Source organism: Candidatus Nitrosotenuis aquarius, assembly GCF_002787055.1.
In the GTDB taxonomy this organism is placed as follows: Archaea; Thermoproteota; Nitrososphaeria; order Nitrososphaerales; family Nitrosopumilaceae; genus Nitrosotenuis; species Nitrosotenuis aquarius.
This window is the reverse complement of record NZ_CP024808.1, coordinates 407,543-423,873: the sequence shown is the minus strand read 5'-3', so window position 1 is coordinate 423,873 and position 16,331 is coordinate 407,543. Positions and strand designations below refer to the sequence as shown.

The 16,331-nt window shown below is 40.6% G+C and carries 17 protein-coding genes and 1 tRNA gene; 6 read left to right on the top strand and 12 right to left on the bottom strand.

Annotated features, from left to right (window positions below):
* Positions 1-32: 32 nt before the first annotated feature.
* Entirely contained in the window at positions 33-1,028 is a 996-nt protein-coding gene (locus NAQ_RS02485) for a hypothetical protein (RefSeq protein WP_100182093.1), read from the bottom strand.
* Between the two features lie 263 nt (positions 1,029-1,291).
* Between NAQ_RS02485 and NAQ_RS02475 the strand changes: the two genes are divergently transcribed.
* On the top strand, positions 1,292-2,449 hold the full coding sequence (locus NAQ_RS02475; protein ID WP_100182091.1) for a hypothetical protein: 1,158 nt from the start codon (positions 1,292-1,294) through the stop codon (positions 2,447-2,449).
* Here the strand turns inward: NAQ_RS02475 and NAQ_RS02470 are convergent.
* The 3 genes from NAQ_RS02470 to NAQ_RS02460 form a co-directional block, all read right to left on the bottom strand.
* Positions 2,435-3,763 (bottom strand): tyrosine-type recombinase/integrase, encoded by a 1,329-nt coding sequence (locus NAQ_RS02470; RefSeq protein ID WP_100182090.1) that lies wholly within the window; start codon positions 3,761-3,763, stop codon positions 2,435-2,437. The two genes, NAQ_RS02475 and NAQ_RS02470, sit on opposite strands and share 15 nt — an antisense overlap.
* 43 nt (positions 3,764-3,806) lie before the next feature.
* A tRNA-Phe gene (locus tag NAQ_RS02465) sits at positions 3,807-3,880 on the bottom strand.
* A gap of 41 nt (positions 3,881-3,921) precedes the next feature.
* Positions 3,922-4,458 (bottom strand): cob(I)yrinic acid a,c-diamide adenosyltransferase, encoded by a 537-nt coding sequence (locus NAQ_RS02460; protein WP_100182089.1) that lies wholly within the window; start codon positions 4,456-4,458, stop codon positions 3,922-3,924.
* Positions 4,459-4,538: 80 nt separating this feature from the next.
* Here NAQ_RS02460 and NAQ_RS10385 point away from each other — a divergent pair, with 80 nt between their 5' ends.
* Positions 4,539-4,661, top strand: coding sequence for a hypothetical protein (locus tag NAQ_RS10385; protein ID WP_256387161.1), 123 nt, complete (start codon positions 4,539-4,541; stop codon positions 4,659-4,661).
* The gene (locus NAQ_RS02455; RefSeq protein ID WP_245871682.1) at positions 4,636-5,175 is read left to right on the top strand and encodes an HD domain-containing protein; all 540 of its coding nucleotides are present in this window, start codon (positions 4,636-4,638) and stop codon (positions 5,173-5,175) included. Before NAQ_RS10385 ends, NAQ_RS02455 begins: the two co-directional genes overlap by 26 nt.
* On the opposite strand, the gene NAQ_RS02450 is transcribed toward NAQ_RS02455, so the two are convergent.
* A complete protein-coding gene (locus tag NAQ_RS02450; RefSeq protein WP_162858584.1) occupies positions 5,172-7,070 on the bottom strand; it encodes a sensor histidine kinase in 1,899 nt (632 codons plus the stop codon). The two genes, NAQ_RS02455 and NAQ_RS02450, sit on opposite strands and share 4 nt — an antisense overlap.
* A gap of 126 nt (positions 7,071-7,196) precedes the next feature.
* Here NAQ_RS02450 and NAQ_RS02445 point away from each other — a divergent pair, with 126 nt between their 5' ends.
* Entirely contained in the window at positions 7,197-7,427 is a 231-nt protein-coding gene (locus NAQ_RS02445) for a hydrolase (protein ID WP_100182086.1), read from the top strand.
* Here the strand turns inward: NAQ_RS02445 and NAQ_RS02440 are convergent.
* Entirely contained in the window at positions 7,424-7,726 is a 303-nt protein-coding gene (locus tag NAQ_RS02440; RefSeq protein WP_100182085.1) for a hypothetical protein, read from the bottom strand. The two genes, NAQ_RS02445 and NAQ_RS02440, sit on opposite strands and share 4 nt — an antisense overlap.
* A 52-nt stretch (positions 7,727-7,778) precedes the next feature.
* Here NAQ_RS02440 and NAQ_RS02435 point away from each other — a divergent pair, with 52 nt between their 5' ends.
* Positions 7,779-8,126: a hypothetical protein gene (locus NAQ_RS02435; protein WP_100183404.1), complete on the top strand. Its 348-nt coding sequence runs from the start codon at positions 7,779-7,781 to the stop codon at positions 8,124-8,126.
* 82 nt (positions 8,127-8,208) lie between these two features.
* Complete coding sequence (locus NAQ_RS02430) at positions 8,209-9,435, top strand: ornithine cyclodeaminase, nickel-pincer nucleotide-dependent (protein WP_100182084.1); 1,227 nt, start codon at positions 8,209-8,211, stop codon at positions 9,433-9,435.
* A gap of 223 nt (positions 9,436-9,658) precedes the next feature.
* Here NAQ_RS02430 and NAQ_RS02425 read toward each other — a convergent pair whose 3' ends face one another.
* The 6 genes from NAQ_RS02425 to aspS are packed head-to-tail and all read right to left on the bottom strand — an operon-like array spanning position 9,659 to position 16,274.
* Positions 9,659-11,581: an AMP-binding protein gene (locus NAQ_RS02425; protein ID WP_245871680.1), complete on the bottom strand. Its 1,923-nt coding sequence runs from the start codon at positions 11,579-11,581 to the stop codon at positions 9,659-9,661.
* A 2-nt stretch (positions 11,582-11,583) separates the two neighbouring features.
* Positions 11,584-11,853: a hypothetical protein gene (locus NAQ_RS02420; RefSeq protein ID WP_100182083.1), complete on the bottom strand. Its 270-nt coding sequence runs from the start codon at positions 11,851-11,853 to the stop codon at positions 11,584-11,586.
* Positions 11,843-13,243: an Asp-tRNA(Asn)/Glu-tRNA(Gln) amidotransferase subunit GatB gene (gene gatB, locus NAQ_RS02415; RefSeq protein ID WP_100182082.1), complete on the bottom strand. Its 1,401-nt coding sequence runs from the start codon at positions 13,241-13,243 to the stop codon at positions 11,843-11,845. Before gatB ends, NAQ_RS02420 begins: the two co-directional genes overlap by 11 nt.
* On the bottom strand, positions 13,240-14,688 hold the full coding sequence (gene gatA, locus NAQ_RS02410; protein ID WP_100182081.1) for an Asp-tRNA(Asn)/Glu-tRNA(Gln) amidotransferase subunit GatA: 1,449 nt from the start codon (positions 14,686-14,688) through the stop codon (positions 13,240-13,242). Before gatA ends, gatB begins: the two co-directional genes overlap by 4 nt.
* Positions 14,689-14,955, bottom strand: a complete 267-nt coding sequence (locus NAQ_RS02405; protein WP_100182080.1) for an Asp-tRNA(Asn)/Glu-tRNA(Gln) amidotransferase subunit GatC — start codon at positions 14,953-14,955, stop codon at positions 14,689-14,691.
* A gap of 8 nt (positions 14,956-14,963) precedes the next feature.
* Positions 14,964-16,274: an aspartate--tRNA(Asn) ligase gene (gene aspS, locus NAQ_RS02400; RefSeq protein ID WP_100182079.1), complete on the bottom strand. Its 1,311-nt coding sequence runs from the start codon at positions 16,272-16,274 to the stop codon at positions 14,964-14,966.
* Between the last annotated feature and the right edge of the window lie 57 nt (positions 16,275-16,331).

Genomic DNA, 16,331 nt, shown 5'->3' with positions numbered 1-16,331 from the left:
TCCACTCAACAAACAATTTGTTCTAATATTTGTTAATTTATGATTGTGATTCCTTTAATAATTTCATTTAAAAATCGAGAGGATGCATAAGTAAACTGATAGTTGTTTTCCAATACTTCAGTTTTCACTGTATGCCATCCATCAGCTAATACTAATCCTTCATAGGGTTTGTCAGGCGGAATCACTGGATGAAACAGATCTTCGTACTCAACCTCCTCAAAATCTCCTCCACAGACGGGACATTTCGTTATTTTAGATTCTTTTTCGACATGCAATTTGCTATATGACAAATCCCCAAACCAGGTAAGCGCTTGATGACCTTTTTTTATCCCACAATGAGATAAAATATAGCAGAAGGTCTGGAATACTGATTCTCGCTCATTTTCATTCTTTACATACCAACCATACTTACCAAAAGCCTGCTTGATTTGTGCCTCCGATCCAAATCCGACCAGATGAAAATGAGGTGCTGGATAAAACAGCCTTTTCTCACGATTGAATCTAAATGGATGAAAAACAGCAGCTGCTCCTGTAATCTTTGCAATCCGCAAAATATGGCTCATTCGTTGCCGTAGTATCTTTACTGGTGTATCCTGCTGATTAGGATTAACAATCAAGATTAGATGAATTGGTTTTCTTCTAGATTTATTGGCGTAAGTCTCAATTCTCCTAGTGGCATTATTTGATTGTCTTGCAATCCATTTCAGATAACACGTTTTGCACACTGCTCTGTAACATGAACGTTGAAATCTCTTGATATAGATGAAATTTTCTTTTCCTAGCTTCTTATGTGCCTCTACATTCAAGCAACCACGAGTTGTGAAGAACCCACACCAGTAGTGAGGATCAGATGTAGATGGTAATTTCCAACCCTGATATTCTACAGTTTCCCAGTTGGTAAGAACCTTGTATTCATCTACAAAATCTGCCGTGTTGGGCAGAATGGAATTAGTTCGCTTAGAGGCGGGACGGAGAAATTCAAGTAACGTGTGATTTTTCTTATGTGCTTGTACATCTTTATGGGTCAATTTAAAATTGAATCTGTTTCAGAGCTGTCTCTGGATTCACGCTGTCCGTTTTGATTATTGCCTTCTCTTTGATGCCTCTTGACCAGTAGTCTATGTTAATACAAGAATCGCATACGTAGAATTTAGTCCCAATCTTATATGTGATCAGAAAAGATGGCGTATTGCCACAACAAGAGAGAATTTTTTCTGTAATTTTTGACATTTGACTAATGGTAGAAATTTTTATTATATATTGAACAAGTGTACAGACTAGTGTACTACTTTTGAGGCTAGAAGAGACAAATCAAAAGATTATCGATATTGTGAAAGAGTATGAGGGTAAAGGTGGCATAACAAAGAGTGAAGCCTGTAGAATACTGATGAATAAATTCGGTGGTTCAAGAAGCACGTATTGGAAAAGCTTTGATTATCTTCTAAGTAGTGAGGGGGGAAACAAAATTGAAGCAAGAATAATTCCACCAAATAAACAACAAGAAACGCTGTTTCCTACAGACTCTGCTAAAAAACTAGCTGATTTTAAGAGAAAAATTTTGACAGTAAATAACTTGCTGGATTTAATCGAAGAATATCCCCTGATCGGAGATTGTTATACTGAGATTAAGAACTGCCCGACTCATTTTTCAAATAGATTTGTACCATATTTTCACAGAGAAGCAGAAGTGATTCGAATATTTTTTGAATCAGAGCAGTATTCGGATGTCTACACATTAGAAGCAAGGCATGACATTCTAGAAAAAATACCTGCTTTTCTTCATGATTACATAAGTGATCCAAGAACCGAGTTGGATTCAGTTAAAGCTGAGTGTCTAAGTCTATGTAATGATGCAATAGCTAGAAGCGTAAGTATGTTGCAAAAAAGTTATTCTGAATCTCCATTCTTCTCTAATGAATTTAATGATAATGTTGAATCAAATCTCCATGTATGGTATTCTTGCGGCCAGAAAATTCCTGGAATAGAGGCAGATTTTTTGAAAACTATCTGTAGATATTATTTCTTAGTGAGTGCTGAATTTGCACCTAAATTCAAGCCTGACTCATCACCACAACAACGTATAATCTCGGATTTTGTCAGGATCTTTTATCCTAGAAAAAGACTCCAAATTCAACGTGAGGGTCTTTATGATTACGATTATCTTTCTATGCGTCAATTAAATAGTGCAAATATACCTCCACCACCACTAAATGTGCCTGGGGTTGTTGAAGAAGTAAGGGCATCTTTGGGTCAAAAATTCATGGCTGGATTTTATGATGATGATTATAATGATCCCACTGGGATTGTGGAATATTATCTGAATTGGCTAATTTCATTAAAGATATTCTCAGTAACTGAGCTGGATATTATGAGAATAATATTTTTCAGGGCTACTGTACAGAAAAAGATTGAAGGCGAATCTTATAGTGGAAACCTAAAGCGATTCTGATAGTGCCTTTTTCATCTCTTTGATTTCATTTAACATGTTTTCAATTATCTGATTCTGTCTTGCAATCTGGTCGTTTTGTAACTGTACTTCGGCTTCTTTCTGATGAGTCAGATTATCTACTATTTGACCTAGTCTAGTCAGTTCGTCCTTTTGTAATTCCTGTTCTTCGTCTTTTTCCATTGCTGCCTGTAGGTCAAGTGGTTTGAGGCACTTTTCACATCTGTCTACATCTGGACTGTTCATTTGATCACAAAATGGGCATTTCTTTGGTACCTTTAGATCTGGTTTTTCATTATTTTTTAGTCCGTATCTCTCCAAGATGACCTTGTCAACATCAGATTGAACTAGGTGAACATATCTGGCTGGCATTTTTGATGCATTTGTCCATCCATGTCGTAACTTCATCTGAGCTTCAGTCATAAAATTGGCTGTTTCTGTTGCTTCAGAATGTCTGAATAAATTGAGATAAACTCGTTTTTCTAAATAGGCCCTTTCACATATTTTTGCAACTAACTGTCTAGCTGAGTAATATGATAATGCCTGACCATATTTTTGTTTTGTAAGTATTGGCCAAAATGGAGCTTCTGGATCATCTTTGAAAGGATGCACATTTAGCCAAGCATTGAGCGTCACTGCAGATCTGACTAGTCTGACTGTTCTAGACCCTGTCTTTCCATCAACTTTGATTATGGCTCCATATTTGTCGAATTTGACGTGTTTTACCTTTAGACTTAATAGTTCTCCAGGTCTTGTACCAGCCTCAAATTGCACATCAATCAATGCTTTATCTCTTGGATGTGTTGCAACATGGAGTAGTCTAGTTCTATCGCTTTCAGTTAGGAGATTTTCTCTAGATATGGTATCTCTAACCTTCTTGAGTTTGACAAGCTTGGTCTCTTCGGGGTCTCCGACTTCACTGAATTCTCTAGAGCCTAGCTTTATCCATCTAACAAAAATTTTGAGGATCTTCTTATGGTCCCAAGTAGTGTTGGTTTCCTGACCATCTATGGAATAAGTCTTCATTATTTTGTAGACTAAATCCATAACATCATCCTTGGTGATTTTTTCCCAATTCTTGTTTTCATAGAATCGATTTAGGTTCAATATTGTCTTTAGGTGTTTTTCTCTGGTAGCCTTGGCCATAGAGAGTGAAACCATTAGTTTATCATATTTTTGAACTAATGATAGATTTTCAGGCGAAAACTCTTTCTGGGTTTGTTTGAAAACGTATTCTATTCTTTTTTCATAATTGTAAACATCATATCTTCTCTCTGTGGTTAATCTGGGCTTGTTTTCGGCCCTTGCCTTTACCATAGCAAATAACTACGTTGGGCGGGGTATTAAATAAAATGAAATGTGCCAAGGGTGGGACTTGAATCCACGACGGCTCCGTCTTCAGCGGAGTGCTCTCCCAGGCTGAGCTACCTTGGCGTCAAACTTGCTCCAAATTCAGGAATTAAAGTGTCTTTTGATTACGGCTTCCAAATAACGTCTGGCGTGTTAGTGCGCTTGTTTGCCAAGCGAGCCATGACAAAGAAAAGATCTGATAATCGGTTTAGGTATTTTTGGCATGAAATGTTTATTGCTTCTTTTTTTGATAATTCCACCAGAATTGTCTCTGCCCGCCTTGTCGTGGTTCGAGCCAGATGCAAAAATGCCGCAACCGTATTTCCACCGGGCAGAATAAAATTCGCAAGCGGCGCTAATTCTGATTCAAATCTGTCTATATGTGATTCAAGGTTTAGTATCATGGATTCCGTGATTCGAGTTTTTTGGTCTGATAGATCCGGGTTGGACAGATCCGAGCCTGCCACAAAAAGATCGTTTTGGATTTGCACCAGCAATGATTTTACATCAGAGTCAAGGTCTTGTGTGAGAATTATGCCTAAAACCGAGTTGATTTCGTCTACTGCGCCATATGCCTGGATTCGAAGATCCGATTTTGAAATCCTGATGCCTCCCTGCAGGCCAGTTGTTCCATCATCGCCTGTCTTGGTGTAGATTTTCAACTTGTGTGGTAATCACACGTGGAATTATTATCTTTTGATTATCGCTAATAATTTAAAAGAAGCATCGAATGTAGGAAAATATGAGCAAAGTTTCATGTCCGTACTGCCAATCCGAATTTGGTACAAAGGATGAGCTCTCAAAGCATATAGACAGGGTTCATCATGGATCAGGCCTGCTTGAAGGCGACACTCGAAAATTCTGAATCCCTCTTTGAATTTATTTTAAGACTAAAGACAATTCCCAGGACTGGCTGGCAAAAAAAGGTAGGAATTGCTCGGCCCGAATCGGTAGCCGATCATACTTATTCTGTTGCGGCAATTGCAATGATTATCTCTGATGCCAAAAAACTCGATACCGGCAAAATCCTCAAAATGGCAATACTGCACGACCTAGCAGAGTCCATAACTGGTGATTTGACGCCGGAAGACGGCCCAAAATCCAAAAAAATCCGACTAGAAAACTCTGCGATGAAAAAAATCATATCTCATTTGGATGCAAAAACGCAAAAACAGTACTGGTCTATTTGGATGCAATACCAAAAAAACACCACGCGCGAAGCAAGACTGCTCCATGATGTGGACAAGCTTGAAATGGCACTACAAGCTAAAGTCTACTCTAAATCACACCCAAAGAAGAAACTGGAGCAGTTTTTTGATTCTGCAAAAATGTACATTGTGGATTCTGATGTCAAAAAACTATTAGAAAAAAAACCCTAGGCAACTGCGACAGCATCTGATTTTAATGGTATTCTAAAATAAAATGTAGAGCCTATTCCAGGCTCGCTTTCCACGCCTATTGATCCACCAAAGGACTCGATTATTCCCTTGCAGATTGCAAGACCGAGGCCGCTTCCACCGTGCTTTCTTGTGGGTGATGTGTCTATTTGGTAGAATTTTTTGAACAAGTTTTGTTGCTTTTCCTTTGGTATTCCGACACCGTTGTCAGTTACTGAAAACTTGGCGTGATTTTCTTCCTGTTCTATTCTAAGTGTTATTGTGCCGTTTTGCTTTGGAACAAAGTCCATTGAATTGTTGATAAAGTTCTTGAGAACCTGGGCAAGCCTTGCCTCATCCACATGTATGGTTAGATTCTTGGGGCAAGATATCATATAGAGAATTTGTTTTTCTGCCAGAACTGGGGAATAGTTTTCTGATAATTCCTTTACAAAAGATGTCACATCTACATTTCTAAAGTTGAACTTCATTTGGTTTAGGCCTAGTTTTTCTGCATCTAAAATATCGGATATCAGATTAAGCTCTTTTGTCGCATTGTGTCTGATTTTGAGGACTGCGTTTTTTTGACCTTCGTTTAGCTGGCCTAGAACACTGTGATCTAATAGAACTTCACACCAACTCATAATTGGCGTAAGCGGTGTCTTGAGCTCGTGAGTGACCATCGATGCAAACTCTGCCTTTTGCTTGTCTACTTCGAGCAGTTGCTGATTCTGCATTCGCAATTCCTCCCGCTGCGCTTCAAGTTCCACGCTCTGGGCCATCAATGCATCGTTTTGCTTTTCTAATATTGCTGATTTTTGAGCTAGCTCTCGGCTTTTGTGCGCAATTTCGGTTTCTAGTTGTTTTTGTAATTGGATTAGGTTGTTTTTGCGTCTTATCTCATTCTCTAGTTTTTCTGTTTGACTCCTAAGCTCCACCGTTCTGGTCTTGACTATTTTTGATAGATTGTGATTTATTGTCAAAATAGCGCCTGTGAATGCAGCCATTATGCCAATCAACCAATATGTTATGGAATGGTCATCGCTGCCAGTCTCTGATAATGTCTGGGTTTGGTAAATTGTAGTCAACGTTACCGCAAATATGGCACCAAGCATTAGTGGCACAATTATTCTGTGGATGTTCTCGAATTTGAAAAACTCGACATCTTGTTTTAGTTTTGATATGTGCTGTAGTTTTTTACCATCAAATGTTATTGCGGCAAATGCAAAAAACAAGTATCCTAAAACCCACGTTATGTCTATTGGATGGCCAGTATGGTATGTCCCATCCAACTCATAATATGGATAGACAAAGTCACCAACCATAAACGCAGATGTTGCCATGAACAAAAATACCCAGGAGTTGTTTCTGATTCCTTTGATGAATATCATCAGTCCTAGTGATAATGGTATCATGATTATGGCATCAGACACTGGATAACTCAACGTGGTCGCAAGGCCTAGCATGTTTTCTTCTGCACCAAGCTGAAATGCTACAAGCACAGCTGGAATCAGAAATATTGCCGCAATTCCGATTGACAATAATGAAATGCTTTTGTTGATGATTTTCTGAAACTGTCTAAAGTTTTTCCAAAAGAATACAAATAATCCTCCATAGCCTGCAAGCCAAAACACATCTGCAATGCTTGGAAATGCACCTATTCCAAAATATGCTTCGTCCAAAAACGCATACGATTCTGCAACAACAGAAAACACCGCAAATATTCCCAACCACAGCAAGAGTTTTCTTGATTTGGGATCCTCGGTTCTAGTCTTTGCAATTATGGCGCCAACTAGGATGCCGGGCAAAACAATGTTTTGCGCACCTATTGTCCAAAGCGCAGTCTCTTCGTTGCTGTATGCCCCAAACAAAAATACAGCAATTACTAGCCACGTCACACTAGCGAATGCAATTCCTAACCTGTGCAATGTCTGGAACTGTCAAATTTTGCAAGTTAATCTCTAGTCTGAGATAATCGAACAAACATTGGATGGTTTTATAGTGGAATATGCGGATCCGCCTATATGTCATCACAAGAAAAAGACGAGCTCATCCGGGCGCAAAACGAACTAATCGGCATATTATTTGAGATAATCAAGAGATTCCAGGCAAACCACACACTGGATGATGAATATTTCCAGATAATCTCTGGCAACCCGGGAGAATCTGGAAAAAAAAGACTGGATGAGATTTTATCGGAAAGAGAGGAAAACAGCAGGACAATATCAAAACTGTTGGAGAAAATCGAGTCCTAGTCGTACCCGCAGCTGTCGTGGCCTGATATCATTTTGAGCTTTTTTGGCGCCTGCTCAAATCGTGACTGGACGTAATGCGACATGTTTGTTATGCGAACTATCGTGGGTTTGTGAGTCCAGCTTCCCTCATTGTCAAACCATGACTCTATCTCGTCTACGTCGTATCGTTGGCCTGAATTTAGAATCTTGTTAAATGTGTCCTTGATGAAGATTTCATCCTGTGGGCTTAGCGTCTTTTTGTTTTGCACATTTGCGGTAATCTCGTTTAGCAAAATGATTACCTGGTTTGTCAGCGGCATGAATTGTGGTGAATTCTTTACATTTTAATAATTATCGCATTGATTGGTATTGTTGCAGTATTTTGTTGCACTAAAATTGGGACAGAAGCGAGTCGCGGCGTCGCGAGAATATCTCAACAAGCTGACAAACAACAGGGCAATGCCAGCACTTGCACTACAAAACTCAAAATCCGATGTCTGGGAACCTGTAGGTGAGGAAAACCTCTATGCTGTAGTGGATGAGTCCAGCGGATTTGTCCTAACTGACACATCTGGGTATATTGTTGCAATTTGCGACAAGGGTGGATTTTCCAAGGCCATAGTGCAGGGAGTCCAAAAGGAGCAATGCGAGCAACTAGTGGCCCAGTTTGAAAAGGACGGCATTCCCAAATTCGTGGGCAAGGTAATCCTGCCTGTATAGCGGGGTTTGTCAAATTTTGTGCATGGAATATATTTTAAATTCGTACGGAGTTGGTACTAAATACTAAGGAGACAGCAAGGACATGGCAAAATTTTCATCTGAAGTAGAGGTACGCGGACACCTAATTGATTCCATGATACTGACCAAGATTTTTGATGTGATAATGGACCTGGGAGGCGAGTTTGAGGTCCTGCAGATGACCGTTGGCAAAAAGAAAAAAGAGCCAAGCTATGCCAAGCTGCAAATCCAGGGCAAAAATCAAGAACACCTGGACAAGATACTGGAACAGGTCTATCGCGAAGGCGCAACTCCAACCGTTGGCAAAAATGTAGTGCTCAAGGCAGCGCCAAAGGACATGGTGATGCCAGAGGATTTCTACTCCACTACCAATAACACTACGGAGATTTTGCTTTCAGGCAAGTGGATCACAGTAGATAACATGATGATGGACAAGTGCATTGTAGTAAAAGGAAACAGGGCAAGCTGCACGCCAATCCGCGATGTTCGAAAAGGCGACCTAATTGTAGTTGGGGAAACAGGAGTCAAGATCACTCCGCCGGAGCGACCGCGAGAGGGCTCTAACGTATTTGCGTTTATGGGAAGTAGTAGTTCATCAGAGCGTCCAACTCAGCATATAGCAAAAAAGGTAGCAGAAGACATTTTCAAGACAAAAAAATCTGGTGGCAAAATTATTCTAGTTGGCGGTCCTGCCATTGTTCATACCGGCGCGGCTGATTCAATTGCAGAGCTGATCAAACTTGGATACCTTGATGGCGTGCTTGCTGGAAATGCTTTGGCGGTACACGACATAGAATATGCAACACTTGGAACATCGCTTGGCATGAATGTACATGATGGCTCACTTGCAATAAAGGGACATAGAAACCATATGGACACAATAAACGCGGTGTTTCGGGCAGGCTCTATTTCCGAGATGGTAAAGAAAGGAATACTCAGGCGCGGAATAATGTACGAGTGCATCAAAAATAAAATTCCATTCGTTTTGGCAGGATCTATTAGGGATGACGGGCCATTGCCGGACGTAATTACGGATACAGCAATTGCCCAGCGTGAATACAAAAAGGTGCTCAAGGACGCAAAAATGGTAATCATGGTCTCTACGATGCTTCATTCTATTGCTACTGGCAACATGCTTCCAGCACACGTCAAGGTAATTGTGGTGGACATCAACCAGCCAACCGTTACAAAGCTGATGGACAGAGGTACATGGCAGGCGCTGGGAATAGTCACTGATGTTGGTGCATTTTTGCCTCTGGTTGCTCAAGAGATAAAAAAAATACGAAAATAATCCTATTTTTCCAACTCTTCTTTTGTTTTTTCATCCAGACTAGTTTAAGCTACGAATGTCTTGTTTATGTCAAAGGGAATCACACAATAATGTCGAACAATGTTGTGGATTTTGTTTAATCCAGATAATACCGGGATAGATTCGACACAATCAAGTGATTCTGTAATTTGCATACGATGGCGTTTGCGAATTAGAATTTTCCAATCAAAAAGCATTTTGGATGTTATTTGGGTCCGATAATCTCATCTAGGACGTGAGGATTTTCCAATCCCGACAAATCCCCTAGTGACTCCACAAGTAATTTTGCTTTTAGCAGTCTTCTCATTACTTTACCGGTGCGTGTTTTAGGCATTTCTGATATTGCGTATATCAGTTTTGGACGTGCAAGCTTGCCTATTTTATCAGAGACATGGTCCTGAATTTGTTTTTGAATGTCTTGGGATGACTTATCCTTGAGTACGACAAATACTACGATTGCCTCACCTGTGATGTCGTCTGGGATTGATATTGCGGCAGAGTCTGCGATTTGTGGATGTGTGGAAACAACTCGCTCAATTTCCACTGTACTTAATCTGTGTCCTGATACATTGATCACATCATCTACTCGGCCATGCATGTACCACAATCCATTAGAGTCACAAATAACGTAATCTCCATGAAACCAGAGGTCTTTGTATTGACTCCAATAGGTCTGAATGTATCTGGTGTTATCACCAAGTAAGCCGCGTGTCATGCTAGGCCATGGCGTCCTTATTACAAGAAAGCCTTTTTGGTCTGTCAGTGAGTTTTGGTTTTCGTCTATGACATCAAGATCAAAACCGGGGCATGGCATACCGACTGTGGTTGGTTTTAATTTCATTCCTGGAAATACTGATAGCATTGCACCGCCTATCTCAGTTCCTCCAGCCAAATTCATGATTGGGATTTTTTTGTTACCAATTTTTTCATATAACCACCACCATGACTCCTCATCAATTGGCTCGCCTGTGGTTGGAATAATTCTAATTTTATTCAGATTGTATTTTTCCCTTGGATTAATTCCGGATTTTCTAAACATCCTAGTAGCAGTAGGAGAAATTCCAAAAATTGTCACTCCATATTTTGAGAGCAATTCCCAGACTCTGCCTTGATTTGGATAATCAATTGCACCATCATAGATTACTGCTGTTGCACCAATTTCGAGCAATCCGTATACATTCCACACTTGGCCAGTAATCCAACCAATATCAGCAGGCCAAAACAAAACATCATCCGGCGTCAAATCAATCAAGTATGATGCTTGATGGCCCGCAAAAACTGTAAATCCGCCATGCGTGTGAATGACTCCTTTTGGCTTGCCAGTCGTGCCAGAGGTGTATAGTATGAACAATGGATCTTCTGAATCTAGTGTTCTTGTCTGGCATGTCTCTGATTGATTGGATACTAGTTTTACATAGTCTAGAATTTTGTCAGAAAACTCGTACTTGTCTGTATCGCGATATGGTACTATGACTATTTTTTCAATACTGGTTTGCTCTAGTGCATTTTGTGCTGCATCTATTTGTGACACTGATTTTCCCCTACGATTAAATCCGTCAGATACAAACAAGATTTTTGCATTTGAATCTTGCAATCTGACGTTTAGTGCGTCTGAACTATATCCGGAAAATATTGTTGTCTGGATTGCACCTATTTTTGCACATGCCAATATTGTGATGATTGATTCTAGGATCATCGGCATATAGATTGCGACAACATCTCCTTTTTGTACACCTAATGATATCAACGCATTTGCAAGTTTGTTTACATGATTTTCTAATTGTAGGTAGGTGATTTTTTGTTCAATATTATTTTCTGATACAAAATAATATGCAATCTTGTCTGGTATTTTTTTGGCAAATTTTGACAGTGTGGAATTTATGATGTTTAGCTTGCCATTAGTAAACCACTTTGCCCATGGTTTTCCTGCAGAAAAATCAGAAACAACTGTATATTTTTTGTCCCAGACTATGCCGATGTCATCGTTTACTGCATTCCAGTACCAATTTACATCGGATACGGATTTTTTGTGCAATTCCTGCAAAGACGAAATGTTGTGTTTTTGCATGAATCGAAAAATGTTAGAGTTTTCCGTTTGTTCTTTTGTTGGAATAAACACAAAAGACATGGTCAGAACATCTCCATTCCAAGGCGCCTTGCACATGAGATCATCGTCTTTCCATCGTCCTCGCTTATGCCAACAGATGCAAATTTGGCAGTCCAGACTCCTTTTTCATTTCTTGTGTTTTCTAGATAGTATTCGTGCAGGGTTTTTGCTATTTTACCCCTGATTTCGTGCCTAATTTTGGCCAATTCTGCAGTGATCAGCCATGAAAATTCCGGAAGACTGGATATTATTCGTATAATCTCTGCCTCGTCGGCGTTAATCTCAGATTCCAATTTTTTTCTTGAATAGATTTAGCGTTATTGTTGGGTCTGCTTTTCCTTTGGTTTTCTGCATTACCTTTCCAACAAGATAGTTTATGGTTTGAGGATTCTCCCGTGCCTGCTGAACAGCTGTGCCTTCTTGCGATATTATCTCATCGATTATTTTACCCAACTCTGATTCGTCAGAGATTTTTGCCAAACCAGTACTGGATATGATATCTGATACGGATTTTCCGGTCTTGACAATTTCCTGAAGTGCATTTTTTGCCGAGCTTCGAGTTACTTTGCCGGAACTTATCATTGATACTAGATCAGAGAGGTGTTTTGGTACTAGTTTAGATTGCTCTCGTTTTTCTCTGGTGTCAACTAGGCCCATCAGATCAGTTGTGATCATATTTGCAACTTCTTTGGCATTTGATTCATCATGGGCCTGCTCAAACAAATCCGAATAATACTTGTCAGATGATAACACCTCTGCTACCTGTGCTGGGATGCCGTATTTTGTGACGTATCTTTCCTTTTTGGAGCTGATACTCTCTGGCATGTTTTTCTTCCATGATTGCAGTGATGCCTCATCCATTATCACCCACGGTATATCACCTTCGAGGATATACCGGTAGTCCTCATCCTCTTCTTTGGATCTGGATGATATTGTTATCTTTCGCTTATCGTCCCAGTGACGAGTCTCCTGTGCAATTTCAATTCCTCTTTCTTTGAGGCTTGTCTGGCGTGTGAGCTCAAAGTGGATTGCCTTTTCTAAATCATGAAAAGAGCCAATGTTTTTGACCTCTACTCTGTTTCCGCCCTCGATGGAGACGTTTGCGTCTGCACGCATGGCGCCTTCCAGTGTTGGGTCTGATACGCCAAGGTTTTCAAGCAAGTCCGACAACACATTAAGAAAGATTCGCACCTGTCGCGGGTTGTCAAAATCAGGCTCTGTCACTATTTCCACTAGAGGTGTGCCTGCACGGTTATAGTCCACCAGGGTGATTGCTGTTCTCTCCGATGCTCCCTCATAGATTAGCCTGCCTGGGTCTTCTTCTATTTGGATCCGCCTGATTCGAATCTCTTTTCCTTCTATGGAAACTTTGCCTTGCTCGCCAATGCTGGTAGGTCCATACAAGTTTAGCTGGGTTATTTGGAAGTTTTTTGGCAGGTCTGGATAAAAGTAATTTTTTCTAAAAAAGCCAAGGCTTTGCGGCGTCTTGCAGTTGAGTGCCATTGCAATCATTGTTGCCTTTTCTACTGCCTTTTTGTTCAGCCTTGGCAAAGTACCTGGCATTCCCATGCATACGGGACAGATGTTTGTGTTTGGCTCAAATCCGCGATAGTTTGCCTTGCAAGTACAGAACAGCTTGCTTTCTAGCTTGGTCAGCTGACAGTGAATTTCTAGGCCTATCATAGCGGAATCTCCGGTAGCTTGGTTGTGCTTTGTAGAGCATATGCGGCCTGTAACAATTGTTTTTCCTGTAGGATATTGGCATGAATTTGTATTCCTACTGGCAATCCATTTTTGACTTCATATGGTACTGAAATGGCTGGCACTCCAGTCAAATTGGCAGTAACTGTGTTGATGTCAGCCATATACATTGCAAGCGGATCGTCTATTTTTTCTCCAAACTTGAAAGGCAGTACGGGTACTGTGGGGGATATTAAAAAGTCGCATTTTGAAAATGCCGATTGGATTTGTTTTTTGAGCTTGCTTTTTACTTTTAGCGCCTTGAGTAGGTATTTTCCTGCAAATCCCGCAGACGGCACAAATCCACCAAGAATCATTCTTCGCGTTACCTCTGGTCCAAAATTGCGTCTTGCCTTTGAAATGTACGATTTGAATTCATATCCCTCGGAATCCAAATCGTACCCATATCGCAAGTTGTCATACCTGGACAGGTTGCTTCCAGCCTCTGCAGTAGTAAGCACATAGTACGTCGCAACGGTATATTCCACCATGTCTAGTGACACTTCTTCTATTTTGGTGCCCAATTTCTCAAATGCAGACACTGCATTTTTGAATACGGATGCTACTGTATCATCTAATCCGGCACCGGAACTCATCTCTTTTATGATTCCGATTTTTTTGCCAGAGATTCCAGCATCAATTCCAGAAAGATAGTCCTGGTTTTTGTTGTCTATTGTTGTAGGATCATGCGGATCTTTTCCTGCAATGTGGTTTAGCAATAACGCAACATCTTCCACTCGCCTCCCCATCGGACCGATTTGTTCAATGCTGTTTGCATATGACACTAGGCCATACCTAGATACCAAACCATATGTCGGCTTTAGTCCAACGATACTACAAAAGCTGGCGGGATTTCTAACAGAGCCTCCGGTATCAGATCCCAGCGATAGTATCGATTCTAGGCCTGCAACAGATACTGCGCTTCCGCCAGACGATCCTCCTGGAACATAATCTATGTTCCATGGGTTTTTGCTTGGACCAAATGCGGAAAATTCCGTTGCAACGCCCATTGCAAATTCATCTAGGTTTGTCTTGCCAATTATTACTGCATCTTGGGATTTTAGCTTGGATACTACGGTTGCATCATATGGGGACGTGTAATTTGCAAGCATCTTTGATGCACATGTTGTCTTGCCGCCCTTGATGCAGATATTGTCCTTGATTGATATTGGAATTCCATAAAATGCACCGACGTTTTGGCCTGCCTTTACCTTTTTGTCTATTGCTTGTGCCTGCTCTAGAGCATCATCATTTAATGAGATAAAGGCGTGCAGTTTTGGCTCTACTTTTTTGATATGCTCCAGAGTTTTTGCTACAAATTCCTCTACAGTGATTGTGCCGTTTTTGATGCCATTGATGTATTCTATGGCAGAGATTCCAAGGTCCATCTAATTCATCTTGGGTGCGCGGACGTATCTGCCCTTGTAGTTTTTGAGTTGTTGTATTAGAGGATCATCAAACGCGACATACTTGTCTTCTCTAAGATCATCGATTGTTACTTGTTGTACCGGTACTTCTTCACCCTCAATGTCTGCCTTGTCTAAAATGTCAAAATAGCCAAGGATTTTTTTTACCCGCTCAAAATACTCGTCAGAACTCTCAATATCTATTCTCATTAGCTTTGCAATGTGCTCAATGTCTTCTTTTGTTACCAAGGTTTCACCTAAGGCGTTAGCCTGTCTACGTCTCTTGGGTATAGTGTGGTGTCTCTTATGTTTTCAGTTCCAGTCAGAGCCATGATTAGTCTTTCTAGGCCTATTCCACAGCCTGCGTGTGGCGGAACTCCATAATCAAACGCCCGAAGGTGATACTCAAAGGCATCCACTTTGAGTCCTTTGTTCTTCATTCGCTCTTCAAGCTCTGCCTTTTTCTCAACCCTAGTGCTGCCAGAGGATAATTCCAAATCGCCAAACATCAGGTCAAAGGATTCAGATATTTTCGGGTCTAATTTGTTTATCTTGACATAGAATGGCTTGGGTCCAGTAGGCCAATCCTTGATAAAGTAAAATCCACCCAGGCCGATTTTTTTAAGATTTGATGGGTACAAGTCATCGCCCCATTCTGTCTTTGCGCCTACTTTTTGCATTTTATCGACTAGTTCTGCGTATGTGTATTGCGGGATTTTGTCTGGCAATTCCGGCACGACAAATTCGGATTCAGGGTTGTTCTTGGCATATTCAGATACTGTTCTAATTGAGGCTTTAATCAAATCCTCTATTCTCTGCATTATGTCGTTATAGTCTACATATGCCTCTTCTAGGTCTATTGAGATTGCCTCTGAGAGATGTCGATTAGTTCTGGACGGCTCCGCCCTAAATATCGGTGCAATCTCAAACACTTTTTCAAAGCTCATAGTTAGCTGCTCTTTGTACAACTGGGGGGACTGGGCCAAAAACGCCTCTTTGTTATAGTAAAATATCGGAAACAGTGCAGCTCCGCCCTCTGTTGCAGTTGCAATCATTTTTGGCGTGTTGATTTCCAAAAATCCTTTCTCATAAAAATAATCCCTAATTGATTTGAGAACCAGGCTTCGCGCCTTGAATACATGTTGCAGTGGCTTTCTTTTCAGATCAATTGGTCGAATTTCCAGCCTGGTGTCGATGTTTTTGACAGTTTTTGCGTATGGCTCAAATGGTGGAATCTTTTCCACTTCGGAAAATACCTTGAGTTCTTTGGGTATTATCTCTACTCCGTTTGGCGCCTTTTCAGACGGCTTTATCGTACCTAGTACTCCAACTGACGAGTGAGCCTTAAGATGTGAGATTTTTTCTCGCACATCATCAGGACAGCTTCCGGCCTTTGCAACTATCTGGATTTCGCCCTCTTTGTCTTTTAGTGCCATAAATGAAATATTGCCGTGACCTCGAACTGATAAGACCCAGCCCATTACTGTAACATCAGTGTTTTCAAGCTTGGCAGATAATTGGTTAGAATAATGAGTTCTGCGCCATTTCTCTAGGTCTGTTCCTATCATGGTATGTTTGCTTGGGATTCGGTATTTATTTTAATGAAAAATTCGCTTTTGCGTCCA